This window comes from Microcoleus sp. AR_TQ3_B6 (assembly GCF_036702785.1).
Classification (GTDB): domain Bacteria; phylum Cyanobacteriota; class Cyanobacteriia; order Cyanobacteriales; family Microcoleaceae; genus Microcoleus.
The window spans coordinates 116,142-139,216 of the sequence record NZ_JAUBVJ010000009.1; the positions used below are offsets into that span (position 1 = coordinate 116,142).

General features: G+C 44.6%; 25 protein-coding genes and 1 pseudogene. 11 read left to right on the plus strand and 15 right to left on the minus strand.

Going from position 1 to position 23,075, the window contains the following annotated elements; all coding sequences use genetic code 11:
• Complete coding sequence (locus QUB56_RS07280) at positions 1-918, plus strand: NAD(+) kinase (protein ID WP_332954391.1); 918 nt, start codon at positions 1-3, stop codon at positions 916-918.
• 187 nt (positions 919-1,105) lie between these two features.
• Here QUB56_RS07280 and QUB56_RS07285 read toward each other — a convergent pair whose 3' ends face one another.
• From QUB56_RS07285 to QUB56_RS07305, 5 genes are all read right to left on the minus strand, one after another.
• Positions 1,106-1,255 (minus strand): hypothetical protein, encoded by a 150-nt coding sequence (locus QUB56_RS07285; protein ID WP_332954392.1) that lies wholly within the window; start codon positions 1,253-1,255, stop codon positions 1,106-1,108.
• Positions 1,248-1,670 (minus strand): aspartyl protease family protein, encoded by a 423-nt coding sequence (locus tag QUB56_RS07290; RefSeq protein WP_332954395.1) that lies wholly within the window; start codon positions 1,668-1,670, stop codon positions 1,248-1,250. Before QUB56_RS07290 ends, QUB56_RS07285 begins: the two co-directional genes overlap by 8 nt.
• Positions 1,663-1,884 carry a hypothetical protein gene (locus QUB56_RS07295; protein WP_332954397.1) on the minus strand — a complete coding sequence of 74 codons (222 nt, stop codon included), beginning with the start codon at positions 1,882-1,884 and terminating at the stop codon, positions 1,663-1,665. Before QUB56_RS07295 ends, QUB56_RS07290 begins: the two co-directional genes overlap by 8 nt.
• Before the next feature lie 284 nt (positions 1,885-2,168).
• Complete coding sequence (locus tag QUB56_RS07300; RefSeq protein WP_332954398.1) at positions 2,169-4,469, minus strand: hypothetical protein; 2,301 nt, start codon at positions 4,467-4,469, stop codon at positions 2,169-2,171.
• Positions 4,470-4,696: 227 nt separating this feature from the next.
• Positions 4,697-6,247 carry an ATP-binding protein gene (locus QUB56_RS07305; protein ID WP_332954400.1) on the minus strand — a complete coding sequence of 517 codons (1,551 nt, stop codon included), beginning with the start codon at positions 6,245-6,247 and terminating at the stop codon, positions 4,697-4,699.
• Between the two features lie 199 nt (positions 6,248-6,446).
• Here QUB56_RS07305 and ppsA point away from each other — a divergent pair, with 199 nt between their 5' ends.
• Positions 6,447-9,143: a phosphoenolpyruvate synthase gene (gene ppsA / locus QUB56_RS07310; protein ID WP_332954402.1), complete on the plus strand. Its 2,697-nt coding sequence runs from the start codon at positions 6,447-6,449 to the stop codon at positions 9,141-9,143.
• A gap of 60 nt (positions 9,144-9,203) precedes the next feature.
• Here ppsA and QUB56_RS07315 read toward each other — a convergent pair whose 3' ends face one another.
• The 4 genes from QUB56_RS07315 to QUB56_RS07330 form a co-directional block, all read right to left on the minus strand.
• On the minus strand, positions 9,204-9,389 hold the full coding sequence (locus QUB56_RS07315; RefSeq protein WP_332954403.1) for a DUF5615 family PIN-like protein: 186 nt from the start codon (positions 9,387-9,389) through the stop codon (positions 9,204-9,206).
• Positions 9,386-9,616, minus strand: a complete 231-nt coding sequence (locus tag QUB56_RS07320; protein ID WP_006634608.1) for a DUF433 domain-containing protein — start codon at positions 9,614-9,616, stop codon at positions 9,386-9,388. Before QUB56_RS07320 ends, QUB56_RS07315 begins: the two co-directional genes overlap by 4 nt.
• A 143-nt stretch (positions 9,617-9,759) precedes the next feature.
• Complete coding sequence (gene era / locus QUB56_RS07325) at positions 9,760-10,671, minus strand: GTPase Era (RefSeq protein WP_332954426.1); 912 nt, start codon at positions 10,669-10,671, stop codon at positions 9,760-9,762.
• Positions 10,672-10,739: 68 nt separating this feature from the next.
• Positions 10,740-10,913 carry a hypothetical protein gene (locus QUB56_RS07330; RefSeq protein WP_332954407.1) on the minus strand — a complete coding sequence of 58 codons (174 nt, stop codon included), beginning with the start codon at positions 10,911-10,913 and terminating at the stop codon, positions 10,740-10,742.
• A gap of 267 nt (positions 10,914-11,180) precedes the next feature.
• Here QUB56_RS07330 and QUB56_RS07335 point away from each other — a divergent pair, with 267 nt between their 5' ends.
• Positions 11,181-11,612: a hypothetical protein gene (locus QUB56_RS07335; RefSeq protein WP_332954408.1), complete on the plus strand. Its 432-nt coding sequence runs from the start codon at positions 11,181-11,183 to the stop codon at positions 11,610-11,612.
• A gap of 440 nt (positions 11,613-12,052) precedes the next feature.
• On the opposite strand, the gene QUB56_RS07340 is transcribed toward QUB56_RS07335, so the two are convergent.
• Positions 12,053-12,325: a hypothetical protein gene (locus QUB56_RS07340; protein WP_332954409.1), complete on the minus strand. Its 273-nt coding sequence runs from the start codon at positions 12,323-12,325 to the stop codon at positions 12,053-12,055.
• Positions 12,326-12,577: 252 nt separating this feature from the next.
• On the opposite strand from QUB56_RS07340, the gene QUB56_RS07345 reads away from it, so the two are divergent.
• From QUB56_RS07345 to QUB56_RS07360, 4 genes and pseudogenes are all read left to right on the plus strand, one after another.
• On the plus strand, positions 12,578-13,135 hold the full coding sequence (locus tag QUB56_RS07345) for an NUDIX hydrolase (protein ID WP_332954410.1): 558 nt from the start codon (positions 12,578-12,580) through the stop codon (positions 13,133-13,135).
• A gap of 202 nt (positions 13,136-13,337) precedes the next feature.
• On the plus strand, positions 13,338-14,099 hold the full coding sequence (locus tag QUB56_RS07350; RefSeq protein WP_332954411.1) for an ATP-binding cassette domain-containing protein: 762 nt from the start codon (positions 13,338-13,340) through the stop codon (positions 14,097-14,099).
• A 134-nt stretch (positions 14,100-14,233) separates the two neighbouring features.
• Positions 14,234-14,604: pseudogene (locus tag QUB56_RS07355) on the plus strand (DUF29 domain-containing protein).
• Positions 14,605-14,637: 33 nt separating this feature from the next.
• Entirely contained in the window at positions 14,638-15,288 is a 651-nt protein-coding gene (locus tag QUB56_RS07360; RefSeq protein WP_332954412.1) for an ABC transporter permease, read from the plus strand.
• A gap of 548 nt (positions 15,289-15,836) precedes the next feature.
• On the opposite strand, the gene QUB56_RS07365 is transcribed toward QUB56_RS07360, so the two are convergent.
• Positions 15,837-16,448, minus strand: a complete 612-nt coding sequence (locus tag QUB56_RS07365) for a DUF1802 family protein (protein ID WP_332954413.1) — start codon at positions 16,446-16,448, stop codon at positions 15,837-15,839.
• 126 nt (positions 16,449-16,574) lie between these two features.
• Here QUB56_RS07365 and QUB56_RS07370 point away from each other — a divergent pair, with 126 nt between their 5' ends.
• Positions 16,575-17,543: an aldo/keto reductase gene (locus tag QUB56_RS07370; RefSeq protein WP_332954415.1), complete on the plus strand. Its 969-nt coding sequence runs from the start codon at positions 16,575-16,577 to the stop codon at positions 17,541-17,543.
• 248 nt (positions 17,544-17,791) lie between these two features.
• Positions 17,792-19,663: a serine/threonine-protein kinase gene (locus QUB56_RS07375; protein ID WP_332954417.1), complete on the plus strand. Its 1,872-nt coding sequence runs from the start codon at positions 17,792-17,794 to the stop codon at positions 19,661-19,663.
• A gap of 134 nt (positions 19,664-19,797) precedes the next feature.
• Here the strand turns inward: QUB56_RS07375 and QUB56_RS07380 are convergent, their stop codons facing one another.
• On the minus strand, positions 19,798-20,439 hold the full coding sequence (locus tag QUB56_RS07380) for a Uma2 family endonuclease (RefSeq protein ID WP_332954419.1): 642 nt from the start codon (positions 20,437-20,439) through the stop codon (positions 19,798-19,800).
• 55 nt (positions 20,440-20,494) lie between these two features.
• On the minus strand, positions 20,495-20,968 hold the full coding sequence (locus QUB56_RS07385; RefSeq protein ID WP_332954420.1) for a hypothetical protein: 474 nt from the start codon (positions 20,966-20,968) through the stop codon (positions 20,495-20,497).
• A gap of 570 nt (positions 20,969-21,538) precedes the next feature.
• Here QUB56_RS07385 and QUB56_RS07390 point away from each other — a divergent pair.
• On the plus strand, positions 21,539-21,757 hold the full coding sequence (locus QUB56_RS07390) for a hypothetical protein (protein WP_332954421.1): 219 nt from the start codon (positions 21,539-21,541) through the stop codon (positions 21,755-21,757).
• Between the two features lie 36 nt (positions 21,758-21,793).
• Positions 21,794-22,066: a hypothetical protein gene (locus QUB56_RS07395; RefSeq protein WP_332954422.1), complete on the plus strand. Its 273-nt coding sequence runs from the start codon at positions 21,794-21,796 to the stop codon at positions 22,064-22,066.
• Positions 22,067-22,245: 179 nt separating this feature from the next.
• On the opposite strand, the gene QUB56_RS07400 is transcribed toward QUB56_RS07395, so the two are convergent.
• Together QUB56_RS07400 and QUB56_RS07405 are read right to left on the minus strand one after the other, a co-directional pair.
• Complete coding sequence (locus QUB56_RS07400; RefSeq protein WP_332954423.1) at positions 22,246-22,638, minus strand: aspartyl protease family protein; 393 nt, start codon at positions 22,636-22,638, stop codon at positions 22,246-22,248.
• Positions 22,631-22,849: a hypothetical protein gene (locus QUB56_RS07405; protein WP_332954424.1), complete on the minus strand. Its 219-nt coding sequence runs from the start codon at positions 22,847-22,849 to the stop codon at positions 22,631-22,633. The genes QUB56_RS07400 and QUB56_RS07405 overlap by 8 nt, the downstream gene beginning before the upstream one ends.
• Positions 22,850-23,075 lie beyond the last annotated feature (226 nt).

Here is a 23,075-nt window from a genome sequence, read left to right on the forward strand (position 1 = left end):
GTGCCGAAAGCTGGGATTATATACAACGACGTTAAACCTGTGGCTTGTCGCATCGCCGCAGAGTTGAAAGACAAGCTGACTGCCCGCGGCTGGGATGTCTGCTCGGTTTCTGGTTCCGGAGGAATTCTGGGCTATTCTAGCCCGACTCGCCCGATGTGCCACACTCCGATCGACCAACTCGTCCCCCCCGGTTTTGACAGCGACATGGAGTTTGCAGTGGTGTTGGGCGGCGACGGTACGGTGCTGTCGGCATTTCGCCAAGTTGCTCCCATCGGGGTGCCTCTGCTGACTGTCAATACCGGTCACATGGGCTTTTTGACAGAAACTTACCTGAACTTGCTGCCGCAAGCTTTGGAAAAGGTAATCGCCGGAGAATACGAAATAGAAGAAAGATCGATGCTGGCGGTGCGGCTGTTTCGGGACAACGACTGCCTCTGGGAAGCCCTTTGTCTCAATGAAATGGTGCTGCACCGGGAACCGCTGACTTGTATGTGTCATTTTGAAGTGGCGATCGGTCAGCACGCCTCTGTGGACATTGCCGCAGATGGGGTAATTATCTCGACTCCCACGGGATCGACAGCTTACGCCCTTTCTGCCGGCGGCCCTGTGATCATTCCGGGAGTGCCGGTGTTGCAGTTGCTGCCTATTTGCCCGCATTCAATGGCTTCGCGGGCTTTGGTGTTTTCCAACACTGAGCCGATCAAGATTTTGCCGGCGAGTCCGACCCGCCTGGTAATGGTGGTAGACGGGAACGGCGGATGTTATGTTCTGCCGGAGGATTGGGTGCAAGTTGAGCGAGCTCCGTACCAAGCCCGGTTTATTCGGGTGCAATCTTTTGAGTTTTTCCACATTTTGCGGGAAAAATTGGGCTGGGGCTTGCCTCACATTGCTAAACCGAGTTCCGTTGAGTTGCCTTGATAGTTGTTGTTGACACTCCCCGACCTAAAGGTACGGGGATTGTTGGCTCAACCAGTTGGCTTGCTCGTAGGTATCATATCAAGTCCTAGCTGTAGTCGATCGCAATCACAATCACTCCAGACCGCAATTCCCGTTCCCGTTTTTCACCGATTGAAGGGATTTTGATTTTTTTATCGGTTGATAAATTTTAGAATAAAGCAGCAATTAGTGTTGGTAATGTAGCCCGACGTTTATCCACCGGAATCTTTAATTGTCGATCGAGATTACGAACCATCTCCAAAGTCAGGCTGCGTTTAGGAGATAACGGTATAGTTGGAGTGTCTTCATTTCTATTCACTCTGTTTAGGACGGATTTCAAATTCTGAACGTGCCCGGAAGAAACAGACATCAAACTCGAAGAAGAAATTAGCTTGCCCCAAAATCAAAGGTACATTGGTTGCTTGTGTCCAGGCAAATGCCAGGTTAAGCGTTGGGAATGAACTAACTCGAGCATTAACAACGACTGCGCGGGCTTCAAATCGAGCCAAATTCCCAGCCAATACGACTGAGAGTGTCTCATTTTCCCAGACTAAGCCCAGTTGTAGCCCTAACTCGTAGGGCAAAACATTAACGCTTGCGCCTGTATCTAGTAAGCCCTCAGCGTTCAAGGATTGACCGTTCAGGCTGAGTGTCAATGGCAGATACGGCATTCGATCGACCATGCCAAGACTGCTGTCAATGATTTTGTAGGGAAATCTCTGAGCGTCAATCATTCTGTTCTTGTTGTTTTGTCGTCAGAAGATTCATTAAAACATTGGCAGCCTCAGAGCAATTGTAAGGCGACCAGACCGGATACTCTCGATCGGCAACAAAAAAGTTTGTTGCATCTTCTTCTTTGATCAGTTCTGTTGCCAGAAACTGCATCAGGCGAAGCTTGTCAATTTTTGAAAGTTCCTGGATCTGTGACATTAGTTCAGCCAATGGCATTTGAGCATCTCCTCGTTTGAGGTTTGGTGAAAAGATTGGATCTACTAGCTTGTTGCATGGTGCGCGATCGAAGCGTGTCTATTGATTCTACCAACTTTCTGTAGGTCAAGCTCTCGATCAAGATTCCGAATCCTCTCCAAGGTCAGGCAGCGTTTGCCAGATAACAGTCCCGTTCACCGGACGCAGGCAAACTTTACATCCCAACGACAAGTTAGATTCGTTCCGGTGTAGCGGGGTTGTTAGGCGGGTCGAAGAGGATACATTCTATTTCTAATAATGCCAGCCTAGAGATACGCATCCATTCTACGTCTGCGCTCAATGAGAGCGGGACATTTTGGAATCAACCTTTGTCTCTCAGTCTCTCGATCATTATCCTCCGGACATTCAGATTCCCATCTTGCAAAAAGACTTGGTAAGGCAGACCAATCCTCCATAGATTCAATCGTAAGAGCCATTGCACGAAATATCTGATACTGCAACGAGTAGTTTCTTACATCTGGATTGTTATGGTTGAGCGCACGATCTAAATAGACTCTTGCACGTTTGAGATATTTCAGTCCAGCATCAGAATCATCTTCGCTCATCAATTCTTTTCCTTGCCGATGAAGCGCATAACCAAGGCGGAACAGTAAACCTTGATCTTCAGGATATTTTGCTACACCAAGTTCAGCAGCATTCATTGATGCATTCCACTCTTTGAGTCTGGATTCCATTGCAGACCAATGCCAATACGCATCTGCATTACAAGCTCCTAAATCGTGAGATCTTTTAAAGTTTATACGTGCAGATGCCAAGTTTTCTGACTTTAGCTGTATCCATGCAAGTGTTGCATACAAGTCAGACCTAGCTGGGTACCGCTCCGTTGCATCCTCTACAGTCTTTTCAGCCTCTTCTAAATTTGACTGAGCTAGGTAACGAGCTTGCTTTAGCAGTGCATTTACCCGTTGATCCTCTGAACGCTGTGTTCGTAACTCTCCTGTCACTGCTTTGATTGACCGCTCCATTCGACGATAAGCCTCGGTACCACTAAATACATCTTGTACTAGAAGCCGCGTATTCTGCCCAAGGATAAATCCTTTTTTGCCACTACTTGGATTATGAGTCGGCATTAAAAACATCTTTTGTAACTGCTGTAAAGCATCTACTAGCCTCTCCTCGCTCCAGTCCAGTCCTCGACAAAGAGTGTCTGAATCACATGGACTATGAACGCTAAGCGCTAAAAGAATCTGTTGAGCATCATCATCTAATCGGTCATATTCCCGCTGAATAGCGTATTTTCTAGCTTCAATTCCACGCTTTTTTGCCCACAAGCCGATCGCTTTTTCAATTGATAAACCAGTTTTGGTAAGCCTTAACAGATCTTCAAGGAAAAGTGGTGATGAATCTGTAACTTCAAGGAGCTTTTCCTTGAAGTCGAGTACGTGGCTTGAAGAAATGCCTATGAAATCACATCGAGACTTGATAAATTCCTCTGCATCTGAGGGGGTAAGTCCTCTAACTGGGGTTGTGAGATTACCCATACCAAAAATAGCTCGTCGAGAGGTGACTAGCACTATCGATTTCGTACGTTCTGGAACAGTCATGACCAAAAATTGTATTGCATCCTCACCTTCGGTCTCTACTGTATCAATATCATCAACAATTAACAGAGAGGGAAAGTCTGTCAGAAGGCTGAATACGGCATTTTCGTCAGCAACTTCCTGCTCAACACCAAAGAATCTGAGAATCGCAAATATAGCTGTTTCCTTGTTATAAAAATCTGGTCTATCAATAAGAACTGTACTCCCTTCTACAAAACGCCGCCGCTTTGCCGACATCCAAAAGACTCCATCTATACCGTGATCTTCCCTACCTGCAACCGACTTAGCAAAAGCATAGGCAATTGCTGATTTGCCCTTTCCTCCTTCTCCAGACAACGCCCAACGTCTAGACGGGCGATTACTTAGCCACTCATTTAAAGTTAAAAGCTCAGAATGCCTCCCCACGAAATCTATAACTACTTCATCAGGTGGAGGCAGATCAGACAATATGGACTCCATGTCATACGAAAATCCACCTAGAAGTTTTTTCTGGAGGCGTAATATCTGAGATGAGGCATTAGGAAGTGAACAGAAATCGAGTGTCTTGCGAGCATTGTATAGAACGTTCCATGAGTCATCGTAGCTAATATCGTCAGTAGTAGGGTGCGAAATTGGATCTCTAACATTTTTTATCTGTTTGATCCACGTTAATAAAGCCTGACGAGCTTGATTCTTCTCTGCTTTAGGCTTCGTAGCATGAACTGGACATAAAATCTCGAAGTGCGTTTCAAAGATATTGTAGAAATGCTCAACGCCAATCAGTTCGTACTCATCTCTTATAGGAGTGGACAATTCTCCTGTCCCACCTGATCTTCTTTGTTCTGCTGCCGACTTAATTTCCTCCCATTGTGTTCTACCTGATTCCTGATTTTTCTTGGCGAACAGCTTCTGAACTGCTCCAATTCCTCCTGCATCGGGAGCCTCAAGATTACTGCGAATGAGGTCAACCATTGCACTTCTATAAATGCGTTGAATAGAGTTGTACAGAATTGTTGTGTTATCCATTGTAATTACAAATAGCTCTACTTCTGTCAGAATACTAGGAGGAATACAAGAGCTGCTTAACTATTAATTAGACCGACTTTTTCCATATATCCTAATAATTATACCAAATAGACGGATAACTGGCAAGTGATTTTCCAATTTCCCATGTATAGACAGACAGTTGGTCTGCCTAACACCTCTATTTAAATCCCCTAGTTATCTGGAAATTTTCCGTTATCGCAACTTCTTCACGCACGAATAACTGTAACGGTTCGCCCCATTGGTGTCAGATGAATTTCAGTATTCAGTCGTTCTTCTAATTCGATCGCATTCTCGCGTCGATCGAATATCACCAACCACCCTTCATCTTGTCCCAATCGAGCCAAATATCCATCTAACTGTTGCAACCCTTTACTCAACGGATCGACTTTCCGAGTTCGCCAAACCTTCAGTTCAATTCCCAACGTTACCTCACCATAACGCAAACATAAATCCATTCGGTCGCGTCCGATCGCATATTCCCGTTCCAACGTTCCCCCACCATTAATCACCCGATGCAGAAACGCCATCAACACTAAATGCGGTGCAATTTCGGGATAAGATGCACTTTTGAGTAACGGTTCGCCATGCTGCAGCCAAAATTCCAGAAAAGTTTTGAGTAACGCTTGCGTGTCTAATTTGCCGGCCTTAGTCAACCAACTCGGTGCAATTTGGGGTAGAGAAGCCATTGGCGTTACGGTGAGCACGCGGGGCAAAACTTCCCGATAAATTGGATTGGCGATCGTCAATCCACCCTGAACATCCATCTTACACAAACCCAAATCGATTAAAAACTGAATATCATCATTGGGGATATTGCCCAGTTCCAAACCCGCCAACATCGGCTCGATAATAGCTTTGACTCGGTTTTCTCGCAGTCGTTCTGCCAAACTATCCAAATGCGTATCTTGCCGATTGATGAGAATTTCTTTAGCTGATAAAATATGTTGTGGTGTAATTTCTATAGATTCATCTGTTACTAATTCTTCTACAATTTCCTTAGCCAAAGCATTCACTAACCAAGGTTGTCCCTGAGTCAGTTCAAAAGCTAAGGCTACGGCTTCAGGTGTAAAAACTTGTCCGGTATCTTGGGTATGTTGCGCGTAGAGTTCCGCGACTTCTGAGGCATTAAAATCTCTCAGAGTAATCGATCGCACTTTAATATTAAACGGACTGGATGTATTGAGTCGATCGCTTCCCCCCGCAGCCACTTTGTAATCGCGAACATCCCGCAAACCAATTAAACCCACCGATTGCGGAAACGCTTTCGGGCGATTGGGATAACCATCGCGCAGTTGTCGCAGAATAGAAATCAAAGCTTGGTCTTGTAGTGCGTCAATTTCGTCGATAAAAATGACCAAAGGACGAGATGAAACTTGTGCCCAAGCTTGTAAAGCAGCCCGAATTTTCTGTCCCGATTGCATCGCTGTCCACTCAGGCGGTTGCAGTTCGAGTGGGAGACGGACGGAAATGTTATCTCGCCAAGCCCCCAAAATAGCCTCTTCTGCACCAGCAATGTCTTGACTGAAGGGTGCGCCCACTTCAACTGACAGCATCACGGCGGTGTATTGTCCGCTTTCGGTGAGTTGTTTGGCTAACGCCAGCATAGCCGTGGTTTTCCCCACTTGCCGGGGTGCATGGATGACGAAATAGTTGCGTTGAGCGATTAACCGTTCTAAGCTTGGTAAGCGTACCGTGGGCGACAGTGCGTAATGAATGTCTTCTTGGCATGGGCCAGCAGTATTGAACCAACGCGGCATAGGTCAACTGGGGCGAATGGGGCTGCTCTCAGTTTACTTTACTGTTGTTGGAATGGCCTTCTATTGTTGTTGGGCTAAGGGGCAATCTCGACTGGTTCTCCGACACGTTCTCAACCCCACTCCGGTTTTATTGCTTGATGCACAACGCGAACAGTTGATTCAACTGCTCGCATCCTCTTTCTGATTGGCTAAATTCGAGTTGAAGTACAATACTCCGGTAAATCGTTTTAGCCCGAAGGATGCGATCAAAATTATCAAAGAAGGAATTGCCACAGGAGGTCAATATATGAGTTTGTATGTGCTTGGTTTTCAGGACATTGACCAAACAAAACTCATGCTTGTTGGGGGTAAAGGCGCGAACCTGGGGGAACTATCCAAGATTGAAGGAATATGCGTACCAGATGGCTTTTGTATTTCTACTGAAGCCTTTAAAAGAATCCTTGGGGAAACGTCGTCGATTAATGAATTACTCGATCGCTTATCCCTTCTAAAAGTGGAAGACCGGGATAAAATCGGTGAACTTAGCGGTGAGATTCGCAGAGTCATCGAAGGGATAGCCATTCCTCATGACATTAATGAAGAGATCGCCAGCCTCCTCTCCAGGCTTGATGAAAAAAATGCCTGTGCAGTACGATCCAGCGCAACAGCAGAGGATTTACCGACGGCCTCTTTTGCAGGCCAGCAGGATACGTATTTGAACATTATCGGAAAGGAGGCAATTCTCAAGCATATCAGCAAGTGCTGGGCATCGCTATTTACCGAGAGGGCCATAACTTACCGTCTTCAAAACGGCTTTGACCACCGTAAAGTCCACCTGTCTGTGGTTGTTCAGAAGATGGTCTTTCCGCAGGTGGCAGGAATTTTGTTTACTGCCGATCCCGTCACTTCTAATCGGAAAGTGTTATCCATTGATGCCAGCTTCGGACTTGGTGAGGCGATAGTCTCCGGACGGGTGAATGCTGATATCTATAAAGTGTGTAACGGCAAGGTGATCGATAAGAAAATATCCACCAAGAAGCTGGCTATTTATGCCTTAAAAGATGGTGGTACGAAAGAACAGGAGATTGAGCCTGAGCGGCAGAATAGGCAAGCGCTGACGGATGAGCAGATTTTGCAGCTTGAGCGCATAGGTCGGAAGATCGAACAACATTTCGGCTACCCCCAGGACATCGAATGGTGTTTGGTTGATGACACATTTTATATTGTTCAGAGTCGGCCAATCACTACTTTATTCCCGATACCTGAAGCGAACGATCGGGAAAATCACGTCTTTGTTTCTGTCGGTCACAACCAAATGATGACCGATGCCATGAAACCACTGGGATTGTCTTTTTTCCTGTTAACGACCCATGCACCCATGCACACTGCTGGTGGAAGGTTATTTGTTGATGTTACAGCGACGCTGGCTTCACCTGCCAGTAGAGAAACTGTATTAAACGTCACATTGGGAAAATCTGATCCGCTCATGAAAGACGCACTTACAACCATTATAGAGCGGGGAGATTTTATAAAATCGTTACCCGATGATCGGAGTCTCGGCAAAAGCAGTAAAGGTCGATCGCCTGCTGATTTTCAAACCCTAAACGACTACGATCCGGCGATTGTTGCTGATTTGATTCAACAGAGTCAAACCTCGATCGAAGCGTTAAAACAAACCATCCAAACGAAATCAGGCTCGGATCTGTTTGATTTTATCCTGGAAGATATCCAGCAATTAAAGAAGACCAACTCTGATTCACAGAGTTTTGGTGTGCTTATGACTGGTATGAATGCTTCCTCCTGGATCAATGAGAAAATGATGGAGTGGTTAGGTGAAAAGAACGTAGCAGACACGCTTTCTCAATCCGTATCCAACAATATTACTTCGGAAATGGGTCTGGAGTTGTTGGATGTTGCAGATGTGATTCGCCCGTATCCAGAAGTAATCAATTACTTGCAAAATGTAAAAGACGATAGCTTTTTGGATGAGCTGGTTAAGCTTGATGGTGGACAGGAAGCCCAGGACGCAATCTATGCTTTTCTCAACAAATACGGAATGCGATGTGCCGGAGAAATCGATATTACTAGAACTCGTTGGAGCGAAAAACCTACGACACTTTTTCCCATAATCCTTAGTAACCTCAAAAACTTTGAGCCTGGTGCCGGCAAGCGGAAATTTGAGCAGGGGCGACAGGCGGCTTTGAACAAAGAACAAGAGTTGTTAGAACGATTGAAGCAATTACCGGATGGTGAACAAAAAGCCAAAGAAACAAAGCGGATGATCGGCCTAGTCCGGAATTTCGCAGGCTATCGTGAATATCCAAAATACGGCATCGTGAGTCGCTACTTCGTTTATAAGCAGGCATTACTTAAAGAAGCCGAACAACTCGTACAAGCCAACGTTCTTCATGAAAAAGAAGATATTTACTACCTCACTTTTGAAGAACTGCACGAAGTTGTACGCACAAATAAACTGGATTACCAGATCGTCAGCAAACGAAAAGACGAGTACAGATCATTTGAAAAATTAACTCCCCCACGTGTTCTCACGTCTGATGGTGAAATGATTGCCGGTGCGTACAAACGAGAAAATCTCCCGGCTGAAGCTATTGTAGGCCTGGCTGTTTCTTCCGGAGTTATAGAGGGACGAGCACGTGTCATCCTAAAGATGGAAGACGCTGATTTAGAAGATGGGGATATATTAGTCACCGCGTTTACTGACCCTAGCTGGACACCATTATTTGTATCTATAAAAGGTCTAGTCACTGAAGTTGGCGGACTGATGACCCATGGGGCAGTTATCGCACGTGAATATGGCTTACCGGCAGTTGTCGGAGTAGAAAATGCGACCAAACTGATCGAAGATGGGCAACGAATTCGTGTACATGGAACAGAAGGGTATGTAGAAATCCTTTGACACTCCCCGCCCGGTCGGTACGGGGATTCTTAAGACATTTCTGTCAAAATATCCCTATTGCTAGGGTTTCCAGGCTGACTGCGTTTGCACTAAGAAGTGCGCAGTCATATCTTTTGCATAATCCCAAACTATTAGGTCGATCGTTGCTTTCATTCCCACCTCTCGAACGTGAAGCGAATTTGGGAAAATATCGCTCAAACGGTTCGGTAACTCGGGCGACAAATTTTTATCAAAAAGTAATTTCATGCGGATAAGGTCGCGGTCATAAACCGACGCTCGCGGTCAGCAGCATAAGCAATGCAGGCTTTTAAATCTTCTCGCGTCAGATCGGGAAAATCGTCAAGAATTTCTGCTTCGGTCATCTCGGAAGCCAGGTACTCAAGCACTTCATAAACCGTAATTCGCAAGCCGCGTACACAAGGCTTACCACCGCGTTTATTTGCTTCGATCGTGATGTGGTTTCGGTAGTTCATAGTTAGAATTATCGTCCTTGTGTTCTCGACCTTTGCAAAATCTTAGCCTAGGGCTGCGGATCTGGCCAGGTTGTCAATCTTGGTTTTAATCTGTTTCTGAGCACATCAGGATTAAGAGAGGGAAACTGCCAACAGATAAAGTTTTATTCTTCTACCCGATAACCCAATTCGGCTAAACGGGTGCGCGACTGCCGCCACTTCGGCTGCACCTTCACAAATAACTCCAAATAGACTTTGCCTTCAATTAACTTTTGAATCTGTTCCCGGGCCGCACTGCCGATCGACTTGAGCATACTGCCGCTTTTACCGATTAAAATGCCTTTTTGGGAATCCCGTTCGACGTGAATTGTCGCCAGAATGCGAGTAATTTTTGCTTCTTCTTGAACAATGTCGATCGCAATTGCTACCGAATGCGGCACTTCTTCCCGCGTCAGCAGCAAAATCTGTTCCCGAATCAATTCGCCCATAATAAAGCGTTCCGGCTGGTCAGTCACCAAATTGGGCGGATAATAATAAGGCCCAACCTCCAAATGTTCGATTAACAATTTTTGCAGCGACTCGACACCCTCGCCCGTGAGAGCGGAAAATTTCACTACAGGCCACTCAGGATTGACAATTTGCTCGTAAGTGCGATCGATCAACACGCAATCCGACGGTTGTTCGTCCAACTTATTCATCCCAAAAATCACCGGAATGCCGATATTGCTGAGAATTTCGACAATATATCGATCGCCCCCTCCCGATTCCACCGAACCATCCACCACCAACAGCACCACATCCACCGACTTAATCGCGGTGCGGGCATTCTGCACCAAAACCTTGCCCAATTCGTGGTGCGGCTTGTGAATTCCGGGAGTATCTACAAAAATAATTTGTGCTTCAGGTGTCGTCAGGATTCCCCGCAGCCTGTTGCGCGTCGTCTGAGACACCGGCGAAGTAATTGCAATTTTCTGCCCCACCAACTGATTCATCAGCGTTGATTTTCCGACATTCGGGCGTCCGACAATACCCACAAAGCCCGATTTGTAACCCGCCGGAGCTGCGGGAACACCCATAATCTCCGATACGTCGATAAATTTACTATCTTCCACCAAAATCACCTATTTTCAAGCCCCTTCTCTGTCTATTGTCGCCTGAAAATACTCAAACGGCCATCGATGCACTCTAGCATCTTTCTCGTCCTGCTATAGCCCGCAACACTCAAACCTCGATCGAGCTGCCAACCAGTCTTAAAAGGTGATGCGCGATCGGCAAAACTTGATATCTGAGACAAAATTTGATAAAGTTCCAATGACATCGATCGAAAATGAATAATTCTGGTAAAACCGACTCTGCAATGCTGTAACAACTTCAGATGTGTAAATATCTCACTCAACTGAAACTATTCTACAGCTTGTGAGGCAAACCATTTTTAACATTTTTGAAGATGTTTGGTAATAAATTAGCTCCGTTGAACTCAAACTCAAAAGCTCAATATCATCAGGCGCTTTCTCAATAAAAGCTAGTGTCTTTTGATCGTACCTAAAGTAGTGCTAATCGTCATAAAGCTGAGGAGATGAATCGGATGAAATCGAAATTATTTTGGAGTGTCTGCACCGTTTTGGTAGCAAGCTTGCCTATTCCCGCCTTCGCTCAAACAAGCCCTCCAACCAGCCCTCAAGCAGGTGTTGACTACAAAGGCGGCTCGATGAAATACCAAATGCTACCGGGCAAAATACAGGACAGAACCTTGCCCAAAGCCTTTGACTTTCCAATTATTACCAATGTTGCTACTGACACTAGCATCACCTCGGATTTCCTAATTACCGACGAGTTCCGCGCGCCATCGGGTCGTACAGAATACACCGGAGCTCTCACCGCCTGGGCAGCATCAATCAGAGAATGTCTGGCAAAACAGCCCCGTTTGATTCGAGCCAGCACCAAGAACCCGATTCAGATTAATGGTACAGTAGGCACGATTGTTAGAAACGCAAATAACCGTGCAGTTTGCAGATAAGCCAGCAATATCACGGCGACTAAATTGAGCGTAATTGCTGTAGGGGCGGGTTCACCAATATCTCCCATGCAAGCAGCGATACAGTAAACCCCTCACCGCGACGATATTGTGGTCAATCGACCCCACTCGATATAACTTCCGCTGTCTGAATAAAAAAACTAGAGAGTGTTTTTGAACAAAAAGAGCAATAGAAAACCTATTGCTCTTTTTGTTAGCGAAATTTCAATTAATATCTATTACAAGTTACATGATGTCCGCTGAAACGACATCATCTAAGAGGTTTGTAGTGAGGAATGCAAGTCCTTATCAAACTTTGAGGACTTGCATTCCTCACTGCAAACAACATAATTACGCAGAAACGAGCTTTTTTCCAAAATATCCCGTGGAACCCGAGGGATATGGATTTTAACACCCGCTTTATGAAATGTGGTCTGCGTAATTCACGATTTAGTAGCGCAAAATTCATCTTTACTCAGTAAAATTTCGCCGTAATCAGGAATCCAAGCTAGCCACTTTTCATCGGAACATTCACACAACAGCCAGGCTTCGTCAAAGCTGAATGCGGTTGGCGGATTGAACAATTTAACCCAAATAGAAGGAACCAATTTGGGTGCAGGATAGGCGCAGCCAAAGTTTTCCCAGTCGCGGACAGTGGCGAAGCTTCCGGGCATTGATTGGGATTGCCAAGTACGAATATCTGTTTGCAGCTTCATAAAAACTCCTTTTGGGCTAAGAGTCTGCACCAGGGCGGGGTTGAAACAACCCAGGGCGAAGGCGCAGATAAACTTTGATTATGTAGTCTATGTTACTGAATTATCTAAGCGAGTGTGTCAGGTTGTAGCAAAAATTTACAATCGAGAGCAAAAAACCGGTTCAAAGCTGAAAAGGTCGATCGGCTATTGTTGCGCTCGGTAACGGTCGCCTACTCTAGCAAAAAACATCTGATTTATTTCACAAAATCCTACATGAACCAAACTGCAAAATCCCAGTGGAAAACTCTAGATCGGTTGGTAGAAATCAACTCTCATTGGGTAAAACTCATCGCCGAACATCTCGAAACAACCGAAGGACAAATAGTAGAATATTGGCGAGTAGAAAGAGCAGATTCAGTTGTAATCTTGACAATTCAAGCTGAAAAATTTCTGTTTCCCACACCGATGTATCGCCCCGGCGTAGCATCCGCAACCCTCGATTTTCCCGGCGGTCGCGTACCAGCCCAAGTCACGCCAGCCGCGGCAGTTGCAGCTATAATGAAAAGGGAACTAGGCGTGACAGAAAGTGCGATCGCCCGCATCCAACCGATTAACACCGTCGGCTGGGCAATAAACAGTTCCTTCTCCAATCAAAAACTCTACGGTTTTGTTGCAGAATTGCACCCAACAGCAACAGTAGACCCCGAACTTATCGGTGCTGAATATTCTGTCACCCCAGACGGAATTCGCGACTTGCTCAAAAAATTAACTTGCCTGCAATGTCGAGCCTTACTGCTAGAATGGCAAAACCAAGTAGATTTTAGATTTTAGATTTTAGATTTTAGATTTTAGATTTTAGATGGGGAATTGTCCCCCCAGGCTCGCTGATTTGAATTTTAGGACTTACGCTGCTCAACCCGGTTTCTATAACAAATATTGGGTTTGGCAGCAAATTATCTAAAAAAAACAGGGTTTCTAGTCGCTTGTGTGTAAGTCCTAAAATTCCATAAAACCAACATCACCGAAACTAATCATGCCTCTCAATAATGAATTTGCTGTCGAATGCCTTGAGGTTACATATCGCATGAACCGCAGGCATTTAGTAGACAAACTCAATTTCAAAGTGCTGCAAGGAGAAGTTTTAGTATTGCTGGGACGAAGTGGGAGTGGCAAAACTACTACCATGAAATTGATTAACAATTTACTAACACCAAGCAGCGGCGAAGTTCTTGTCATGGGAAAACCCACAACTCAGTGGAACCCAATTCAACTGCGCCGAAAAATTGGCTATGTGATTCAAGAAATCGGTTTATTTCCCCATTTTACTGTCGAGCAAAACGTCGGTTTAGTGCCTTCATTGGAAGGTTGGGAGGGCGATCGTATTCAATCTCGCGTCCGCCAACTGTTAGAATTAGTCAACCTCGATCCCCAGCACTTCGCCAAACGCTATCCCCATCAGTTATCCGGGGGACAGCGGCAGCGGGTAGGCGTCGCTAGAGCACTGGCGGCTGACCCTCCGGTACTGTTAATGGACGAACCGTTTGGTGCTTTAGACCCCATTACTCGTCTGGAATTGCAACGGGAATTCGGTCAATTGCAGCAGCAACTGGGCAAAACTGTGATTTTTGTGACTCACGGCATTCAAGAAGCTTTTCTGTTAGCTTCTAGAATTGGTTTGATGCAAGACGGACGGTTAGTTGAATTGGGATCGCCCGATGATTTTCTAAAATCTCAGCATCCAGAAGCTCGCGCATTTCTTGAATGTTTGCAAGTAGCTAAATTTGAAGGATTTTAGCAAAAGTTTGATACTATTGTTTTAGTAACTAAGCTGATAATCAAAGGATGCACAGTCTTTACCAGACAGACTTCTCTGCTTGGACGCAAGAATAAGCCAAGTTACTTCGCAAGTGTCAGTGGAGTGAACTTGACTTGCCCAATTTAATTGAGGAGATTGAATCTTTGGGCAAACAGGACAAGAACTTAGAAATCGTTTGAGCATTTTGCTGGGACATTTGCTCAAGTGGCAATATCAGCCCCAGCAGCGGAGTCGTAGCTGGCTGTCTACAATTCGAGTGCAGCGGCGGGACACTCAGAGGCTGATACAGGATAACCCAAGTCTGAAACCTTACTTGCAAGAAGCTTCCCAAGAAGCTTATCAAAACGGTAGAGATTTGGCAGTAGGAGAAACCGATTTACCTCTTAAAACATTTTTTCCAAACTGCCTTTACAGCTTAGAGGAAATTCTGGACTGTCGCTTCTATCCTGGTGAACCAAGTCCTGAAATAGAAAATGATTTATAAGATGGACAGCAATTAGTAATAACCAATTACCCGATGATAATTTTTATCAACCGCTATGGCGCTGAGATAATTCAGCGCGCCACAGAACACTTATATTTAGTAACTGTTGCAATTTTTATCGCTATTAGTGTGGGGATTCCCCTCGGGATTTTAGTCACGAGAAAACCAAAATTGAAAAAGCCCATTTTGGGATTTGCTAATATTATGCAAACAATTCCCAGTTTAGCTTTGTTTGGCTTGCTAATCCCGGTGCCGGTAGTGGGTGGAATAGGCGATAAAACGGCAATTATCGCCCTCACTCTGTATTCTTTACTGCCTATTATCCGCAATACTTATACTGGTATTGTCGGCGTCGATCGGGCGATTACGCAAGCTGGAATAGGGATGGGGATGACGGATATGCAACTGTTATGGCAAGTGGAAATTCCCCTGGCCCTGGGCGTGATTCTGGCGGGCGTGCGAGTGGCCACAGTAATTGCGATCGGACTGGCTACCATTGCGGCTGCAATTGGTGCCGGCGGCTTGGGGGTATTTATTTTTCGAGGCGTTGCTACAGTCAACAATCAGTTACTTTTGGCTGGGGCAATTCCAGCAGCTTTGATGGCATTAGCTGCGGATTTTGGGCTGGGTTTGGTAGAAGCGCGCCTCTCGAAAAGTACATTAAAAACTATTAATGATGACTAAATTCTTCACTACAAAATTGGCGGATAAAATTTTAATCTGACTGATAAGTTGTTCTGCATTTAAATTGCATATTTCGATCCCATATCAAAACTCGTCAAATCCTCGGATCCTCTCGGACTCTCCCCGAATCCCCCTCTAATACCATAAACAATCTAGGTGCATAACAGCTTAGCAAACCTTCTTGTGAAGATCGAGCGCGATTTCACAGCAGCCCTTCTGTAGCGTCTGGATGCTTCATTTTAGGTGACTTACGCCCGCTGACGGATGAAACCCGGTTTCTTCCTATATTTATCGTTCCTCGTCGCAAAGTTTCGTAAAAACCGGGAACAAGCGCCCATGCGTAAGCCCTGAAACTGTCCGAAGTGTTGATACATTCTATCTACTTTCAACAAGTTATATCAACTCTGCTAGCTGAGGAATTGTAAAAGCGAATCAACAGTCAATACTCAACTATCATTCAGTTTTTAGGCTCGCCCGTTAACAGTCAACAGTCAACAGTCAACTATAATTCCGGTGCAACCGGAATTCATATTAGATGCGCGGAAAATTCAACCCTTGAGCGTTGTGACTTTCGGCAAACCAGAAGCATTCGGAGGAGTCGCGATCAGATTGCGGATTTCATTTGAGCGTGCAATGTACTCTCCATCGCTCAAAACAGCTTCGCTTCCCTCCAGCGAAATAGGATCGACCAAATCGATCCAAGAACGGCAACCGCCGTATTCAGGAATGTACGGAATTTCTCTGGTTTCTGCAAGCCGATAAGTCCGCAGCAATAAAATATAAATTGGCTGATTTTGTTTCCATTTCAGGCGCTCGCTGACAAATTTTTTATTCCAAATATGGTAAGGAAACAGCGCGCTAATTGCTGGTTCCCAAGCTACCAAAAAAACATCGGTAATCTCAGCCCAACTGCCAATTCTAATAATTTCCGGATGCCAACCAGATTCTACAGTTTTTACCTGACTCGCAAAATCCGGTTTTAATAAATCAGGCTGTTGGTGTTCAAAAGTGGGATACAGCAAAACCTGTTTGTCATTGACATTGAACTTTCCTGCTTGCTCGCGAATTCCTCCCTTTCGCAACAGCACAATCGTTTGACCTTGTTCCAAAGCATTAACTGCTACATTCCATTCTTTCAGTGCGCGAGTAGTTGATTTCATAAAAATTTAGTCTTGTTTTAACAATAGTAACAAAATTGGTAGTCTCAAGCAAGTACAGCAACTTTCTTCTGTTAAAATTAGACAGCTTGAGGCTGAATACTAAAAATCTCTATGAGGACTTAGGTTATGGAAAAGCGACAATTGGGGACATCACAAATTCAGATTACCCCGATAATTATGGGGACTTGGCAAGCTGGGAAGCGGATGTGGGTGGGAATTGAGGATGCTGAAACTGTCAAAGCAATGCGCGCCGCTTTTGAGGCAGGTATTACCACCTTTGATACGGCTGAGCGTTACGGAGAAGGGCATTCGGAACAAATTATCGGTCAAGCACTTTCAAATGTGCGATCGCAAGTAGTTTATGCTAGCAAAGTTGCCCCCAACCACCTGAAACCCAATTTGGTAATCGAAGCCTGCGATCGATCGCTAAAAAACCTCAACACCGATTATATCGACCTTTACCAAATCCACTGGCCCGCTGGCAGTTGGAATTCCGAGTTAGTGCCAATTGCAGACACAATGGACGCCCTGAACAAGTTAAAAGAACAGGGAAAAATTCGGGCGATCGGCGTTTCCAACTTCTCCCGCGCCCAAATAGAAGAAGCCGCCCAATACGGACGCATCGACAGCTTGCAACCGCCCTATTCTCTGTTTTGGCGCTGGGTAGAAAAACATATTATGTCCTATTGTGTGGACAATCATATCTCAATCATTGCCTATTCATCTCTAGCTCAAGGAATATTGACAGGTAAATTCGGGCCAGAACACAAGTTTGAAGAAGGCGACCACCGCGACAAAAATAAGCTGTTCATCAAAGAAAATTACGCCCGAGTGCAAACAGCATTAAATCAACTCAGACCAATTGCCGATCGCCACCAGACAAGCTTAGGAAATTTAGCTTTAGCTTGGTTGATTTCCCAGCCACAAACAAATGCAATTGTCGGGGCGCGCGACGGGAAACAAGCAGCCGAAAATGCTAAAGCTGCTGAGGTAAAATTGAGTGAAGAGGAATTAAAAGAAATTGACGCGATCGGGCGCACCGTCACCGATCATTTAGACGATAACCCCTTTATGTGGAACTTTGAAAACAGTTGACAGTTGACAGTTGACAGTTGACAGTTGATAAATGACTAAAGTCCGAACGCTCAAACCAACTTTTACAGTCCCGGACGCAGGGATAGTCAGAAACCTGGTTTTTTGCATTGTACTTCGTTACAGCCTGCTGATTCGGTAAAAACCCGGTTTATTTGGTATTTATGCACAAGTTTTATTTGATCTAGCTTCGCAAAGCTCAAATCCCAAATCCCCAAATCTAAAATCTAAAATCTAAAATCTAAAATCGAATGAGTTACTGCCTAAACCCCAACTGTTCCAAGCCGCAAAACCCTCCCGCAGCCAAAATTTGCCGAAATTGCCGTTCAAAACTGCTGCTGCGCGATCGCTACCGGGCTATAAAGGCGATCGGACAAGGCGGTTTTGGTAGAACATTCCTTGCCGTTGACGAAGACAAACCCTCAAAACCTCGCTGCGTCATCAAACAATTTTTACCCCCAGAAACCCAACTCATCCCATCAGCAAGCAATCGCAACAGCAAAAAAGCAGCCGAACTTTTTGAACAAGAAGCAATGCGATTAGACGAATTGGGCAAACACCCTCAAATTCCCGAACTATTAGCCTATTCCATCCAAGACAGCAGACAATATGTAGTCCAAGAATTTATCGACGGGCAAAATTTAGCACAAATTGTAGAAACAGAAGGCACATTTACAGAACATCAAATTCAAGATTTACTAAATAGTTTATTACCCGTCCTTCACTTCATCCATTCCCACAACGTTATTCACCGAGACATCAAACCCGGAAACATCATCCGCCGCGCCGACAAACAATTAGTTTTAGTAGACTTTGGTGCCGCAAAAATTGCCACAGGTACAGCCTTACTCAAAACAGGAACCAGCATCGGCAGCCCCGAATATATCGCCCCGGAACAAGCTAGAGGCAAAGCATTTTTTGCCAGCGATTTGTACAGTTTAGGCGTAACTTGTTTGTATTTGCTAACTCAAGTTTCCCCTTTTGACCTCTTCGATCCTGGTGAAGATGCCTGGATCTGGCGGCAGTATTTGGCCCACAACTCGGTGAGTGAACAACTCGGGAAAATTTTAGACAAAATGATTGAAAATGCTACCAACCGCCGCTATCAAACGGCTGTTGAAGTATTAAAAGAAATTAATCCCCAAGTTGCGATCGATCTAGCAATTCCTCAAACAAATTCCAAGTTAGTTAAACCCGGAAAAACTCCCGCCCAGCCCCAACAGCAAACCTATAACTGGCAATGTCTTCACACCCTCACAGGTCACAAAAACTTAATTTACTCTGTTGCTTTCAGCCCCAACGGAGAAGTTGTAGCCAGCGGCAGCGATGACAAAACAATCAAGCTGTGGGGAGTTGAAGACGGGCAAGAAATTGTCACCCTCACAGGACACGCTAACTCGGTTTATACAGTAGCTTTCAGCCCGGACGGACAGATGCTAGCCAGCAGCAGCCACGACAAAACTGTTAAACTTTGGCGGATGAAAGATGGACAAGAAATCCGCACCCTGATCGGTCACAGTAACTCAGTTTACGGCGCAGCTTTCAGTCCCGATGGCGAAACTATTGCTAGCAGCAGTTGGGACAGAACAATCAAAATTTGGCGAGTCAAAGACGGGCAAGAAATTCGCACGCTTGCGGGTCACATCAATTTAGTTTATTTTGTCGCTTTTAGCCCCGATGGAGAAACTCTTGCTAGCTGCAGTTGGGACAGAACAGTCAAAATTTGGCGACTTAAAGATGGGAAGCTAATTCGCACAATTACAGGTCATACAGACTCCGTTCGCTGCATAGCTTTTAGTCCAAATGGAGAGTTTTTGGCTAGCGGCAGCCATGACAATACTATTAAAATTTGGTGGGTCAAAGATTGGCAAGAAGTTTTAACTATCACAGGACATTCTTGGTATGTTGATTCTATTGCTTTTAGTCCCGATGGTGAGATTCTGGCTAGCAGCAGCAATCAAACTATCAAGATTTGGCGAGTTAAAGATGGTCAAGAAATTTGTAATATTGCGGGTCACACTAACTCGGTATATTCTGTTAATTTTAGCCCGGAAGGAGAGTTTTTGGCTAGCGGCAGCAGTGACAAAAGTATTAAGATTTGGCAGAACACCATGTTTGTTTGATTAGCCACAATCAAAATTGTTTGTAATCCTTGGGCGGGGGAAGCTTTAGGAGAATTGTTGGTTTTAGGCAATTATTTTTGGTGGTGAAGCTGCCCCTACAGGAAGTACGATCGATTCACCGGACACGATATGATTCAACCGTTCTCCCTTTCAATTTTCTGTCGCAACTCTCGAATTATTGCACTTGTATGGCGATCGCGCGACATTTTCCAGCATTCCTCCACAATTTCTGATACATTAAAATTGGGAAAATAACGGCTAACTGAACTTTCGACATATCGATCGTTTTGCAAGTCGTAAATGCTGAGCTTATTTTTCTTAAACAGCCACACTTCCGGCACTTGATAAGGGAAGTAATCATCTAAATCCGTGTAGCTAGTTACGTCTATTTCAATTACTAGATCGGGTGGCGGTTCAACACCCCAAGCAATCCGATCTTTACCAATAATTGCCCCACAATTATCGATATAAAAACAATAATCTGGTTCAATTCCTCTTTCTTCCGGCAAATCCATGGTAATTGGTGTAAACGCTTCATAATCTTGCCCCAAGTAATCTAGCAAAACCATTGCCACCATTGCAATAATATGAGCTTGTTTTCCCTGTACTGGTAAAGGGGACATTAACAAAATCTCTCCTGGTCGATATTTGAGGCGCGGAATCTGACGATCGCCCAATTGTTCTACAAGTGCTTGGTAATCCTGCCAACTACCAGGCAACCTCACAACTGTTCCTGGTGGCAACTGAATTTTTTCTGGCGTGACGACTGCGAACATAAAATTTATACCTCCTGAGTGAGAATGTGTGTTTTAAACAACTAAAAGCTATTTATCAATCTATCTGCTTAACTACCTTCAAGGCTAGCCCTACCACCTCTGCAATTTGCTCATCCTTCAATCCCAACTGTCGTAATTTACCAATCATTTCAATTTTAACTTGATTCCTGCTGTCCTGGAAGTCAGGAGTTTCAGCCCGACTTTGATCGGGAGTAGGAGTGGGTGGTTCTAAGCAACCATTGATATAGTTAATTGTGTTGCTATCACCAAAATTAGTAGTGTTGCCATCGCCCAAATTTATATTCAGATTTAATTGCCGTTCTAGAACCGATTCCACATTCCCTTTATCAACTGGTTCATCAAAAGCATCAGATAACATTTGCAAAAGCTCGTAACCTACATCCTTAGCATGACCCACAGTACAACCATAAGTATCTGCAATATCAGAATACTTTTGTCGCTTCAGTATTCCCTCGATAATTTTACGCTGCAAGTCATTGAGATGTTTGCCTGTCTTCGCGCTGATCACTTTATCTACAAATTGCAAGATATGGGCAGTGTCCATCAGTAGGGGGGTCGGAGAACTATAGTTAGTATAGCCGTCTTTATCCGTCTTTATCCGTCTTTATCCGTCTTGCATCCAATTTTAGAAATACCCGTCTTTTTCCGTCTTTTTTCTCTTTTCAGTTTTGGGCGATCGGTCTATGATGTGGAAAAGGATAAAAATCAGCTTCGCTGAAAGAAGGTAGTGTACATCTAATCCCACTCTCCAATAGCGAGTGATGGTGCTTTACTTACGTTGCGAATTGCGATCGCACTTCCAAATTATCTTATAGGTTTTGGGCGATCGCCTGTATGCGCGAACAGCAGTTCATCAGCGAGTTTCAAGACTTCTGCAATGTCCATAGAGCAGTAAAATGGGTCAGGTTTTTATGATATTTTCCGATCTTTCCGACATTTTTCCGACATTTTGGAAATTTTTGGGTGAAAAGTTCCGACAAGATCCGACTGACAGGGCCATTAGTCTTAGGCTATCAATTGAATTAGCGTAAAATTTAATGCTTAGACATACAGTAAATTATTGCTTTGGAGACATATCATGAGCTTCGTGTACAGAGACATAACTCGGACTGGTACGGAAAGTGGACAGTACGAGGTCTTGGTTAATGGAAGTCAAGTAGGCATTATTATTCGACAAGGCAGTTCGTGGCTAGTAGTTAGACCTAAGAGTAATAACTACGAGAGTCAAACATTCCTCAACAAACAAGAGGCTGCCCAACATCTAGCAGACTTGGCTGGAATAAATTGGCAAGCCTAATAGTCCATTACTACTTGTACCTTAAGCGTAATCAAAATGAGAAGAAGTAATAACCCAGAAAGTATTCGTCTGTATAACTTGGAGGTAGAACGTACAAACTTGATGAAGCAGTTGAAGTATGAGAAAAATGAAGATCATAAAAACAACCTTGAGGCTGAACTTAGTCGGGTCGAAGATGAAATTAATATGATTTATGAGGCACAAGAAGAAGATGAAATTGATAGGATTTATGTGGAACGAGAAGGAGTAGCTCATATGGAATGGTTGCTCTCCGAATTTGGAGAAGATGTATTTCCCGATCGTGATTAATTCATTGGCTGATTTTCAGTTTTCTTGCGATCGCACTTGCTTTTTTTTACTGATAAGCGATCGCCTTTACTTTTTTTCACCAACAGAGCGATCAATCAGGGGGTAGAGATGCGATCGCGCTTGTTTTTTATTGATAGGCGATCGCCCCTCTCTTTTTTACCGATCAACATCGACGCTGATTAGAAGCGGATAATCTCGATCGTGCATCGCGATCTCTGAAAACAAACATCAAATTCTCGAAAGAAGTTCGTTTGCCCAAGGATTAATGGTACCTGAGAGGATTGTGCCCAGGCAAATGCTAGACGAACTGGTTCCAGATTCCCAATTTGAACGTGCACAAATATACCCCGCGCCTCAACCCTTGCAAGATTTCCAGCCAATGGCAAACGGACAGTTTGTTCCTCCCAAATTGAACCCAATTGCAGCCCTATGTCATAAGGTAATAGGTTGACCGCAGACCCAGTATCTAGCAGTGCATTCGCGGAGACAGAAAAGCCTGCATGACTCAGAGTGATGGGAATCGTGGGTAATGCTTCATCGTCAGAAAAGGGAAACTCGATCGTACTAGGCATGAGTAGATGCCTCTCGGTCATCCCGAATCATCTGCATCATAATGTTTGCAGCTTCCGTTGCGTCGTAGGGCGACCAAACCGGATACTCTGATGCAGAAAAGATGACTTGTAGTTCAGCGTCTGGGATTTGTGCGGCTAGGAGTTTGAAGAGTGATAATTTGTCTGACTGGCTCAGACTGTTCACCAAAGGAATTAACTCAGCGAGAGACATAGTTTAAACTCCCAGACATACGAGGATACATCTATCATAAGCGATCTGTGAGACACGGTTTTATAGATAGGCGATCGATCGGGAGTGGGGATGCGATCGCCCCTTATTTTTTTATCGATAGGCGATCAGGGTAAACGCATCTTAATTTTAACCTAAAACATGATAAAATGAAGTATTGGGCTAAATCAAGTGCGTAATTAGGTGCGAGCGATGGCGAAAGGGTTTA

What these genes read in the sequence shown, in the direction of transcription:
- QUB56_RS07290 (WP_332954395.1), bottom strand. Translation starts at nt 1,670, where the DNA reads ATGATTGACGCTCAGAGATTTCCCTACAAAATCATTGACAGCAGTCTT.
- QUB56_RS07295 (WP_332954397.1), bottom strand. Translation starts at nt 1,884, where the DNA reads ATGCCATTGGCTGAACTAATGTCACAGATCCAGGAACTTTCAAAAATT.
- QUB56_RS07300 (WP_332954398.1), bottom strand. Translation starts at nt 4,469, where the DNA reads ATGGATAACACAACAATTCTGTACAACTCTATTCAACGCATTTATAGA.
- QUB56_RS07305 (WP_332954400.1), bottom strand. Translation starts at nt 6,247, where the DNA reads ATGCCGCGTTGGTTCAATACTGCTGGCCCATGCCAAGAAGACATTCAT.
- QUB56_RS07315 (WP_332954403.1), bottom strand. Translation starts at nt 9,389, where the DNA reads ATGAAATTACTTTTTGATAAAAATTTGTCGCCCGAGTTACCGAACCGT.
- QUB56_RS07320 (WP_006634608.1), bottom strand. Translation starts at nt 9,616, where the DNA reads ATGAACTACCGAAACCACATCACGATCGAAGCAAATAAACGCGGTGGT.
- era (WP_332954426.1), bottom strand. Translation starts at nt 10,671, where the DNA reads ATGGGTGTTCCCGCAGCTCCGGCGGGTTACAAATCGGGCTTTGTGGGT.
- QUB56_RS07330 (WP_332954407.1), bottom strand. Translation starts at nt 10,913, where the DNA reads ATGTCATTGGAACTTTATCAAATTTTGTCTCAGATATCAAGTTTTGCC.
- QUB56_RS07335 (WP_332954408.1), top strand. Translation starts at nt 11,181, where the DNA reads ATGAAATCGAAATTATTTTGGAGTGTCTGCACCGTTTTGGTAGCAAGC.
- QUB56_RS07340 (WP_332954409.1), bottom strand. Translation starts at nt 12,325, where the DNA reads ATGAAGCTGCAAACAGATATTCGTACTTGGCAATCCCAATCAATGCCC.
- QUB56_RS07345 (WP_332954410.1), top strand. Translation starts at nt 12,578, where the DNA reads ATGAACCAAACTGCAAAATCCCAGTGGAAAACTCTAGATCGGTTGGTA.
- QUB56_RS07350 (WP_332954411.1), top strand. Translation starts at nt 13,338, where the DNA reads ATGCCTCTCAATAATGAATTTGCTGTCGAATGCCTTGAGGTTACATAT.
- QUB56_RS07360 (WP_332954412.1), top strand. Translation starts at nt 14,638, where the DNA reads ATGATAATTTTTATCAACCGCTATGGCGCTGAGATAATTCAGCGCGCC.
- QUB56_RS07365 (WP_332954413.1), bottom strand. Translation starts at nt 16,448, where the DNA reads ATGAAATCAACTACTCGCGCACTGAAAGAATGGAATGTAGCAGTTAAT.
- QUB56_RS07370 (WP_332954415.1), top strand. Translation starts at nt 16,575, where the DNA reads ATGGAAAAGCGACAATTGGGGACATCACAAATTCAGATTACCCCGATA.
- QUB56_RS07375 (WP_332954417.1), top strand. Translation starts at nt 17,792, where the DNA reads ATGAGTTACTGCCTAAACCCCAACTGTTCCAAGCCGCAAAACCCTCCC.
- QUB56_RS07380 (WP_332954419.1), bottom strand. Translation starts at nt 20,439, where the DNA reads ATGTTCGCAGTCGTCACGCCAGAAAAAATTCAGTTGCCACCAGGAACA.
- QUB56_RS07390 (WP_332954421.1), top strand. Translation starts at nt 21,539, where the DNA reads ATGAGCTTCGTGTACAGAGACATAACTCGGACTGGTACGGAAAGTGGA.
- QUB56_RS07395 (WP_332954422.1), top strand. Translation starts at nt 21,794, where the DNA reads ATGAGAAGAAGTAATAACCCAGAAAGTATTCGTCTGTATAACTTGGAG.
- QUB56_RS07400 (WP_332954423.1), bottom strand. Translation starts at nt 22,638, where the DNA reads ATGCCTAGTACGATCGAGTTTCCCTTTTCTGACGATGAAGCATTACCC.
- QUB56_RS07405 (WP_332954424.1), bottom strand. Translation starts at nt 22,849, where the DNA reads ATGTCTCTCGCTGAGTTAATTCCTTTGGTGAACAGTCTGAGCCAGTCA.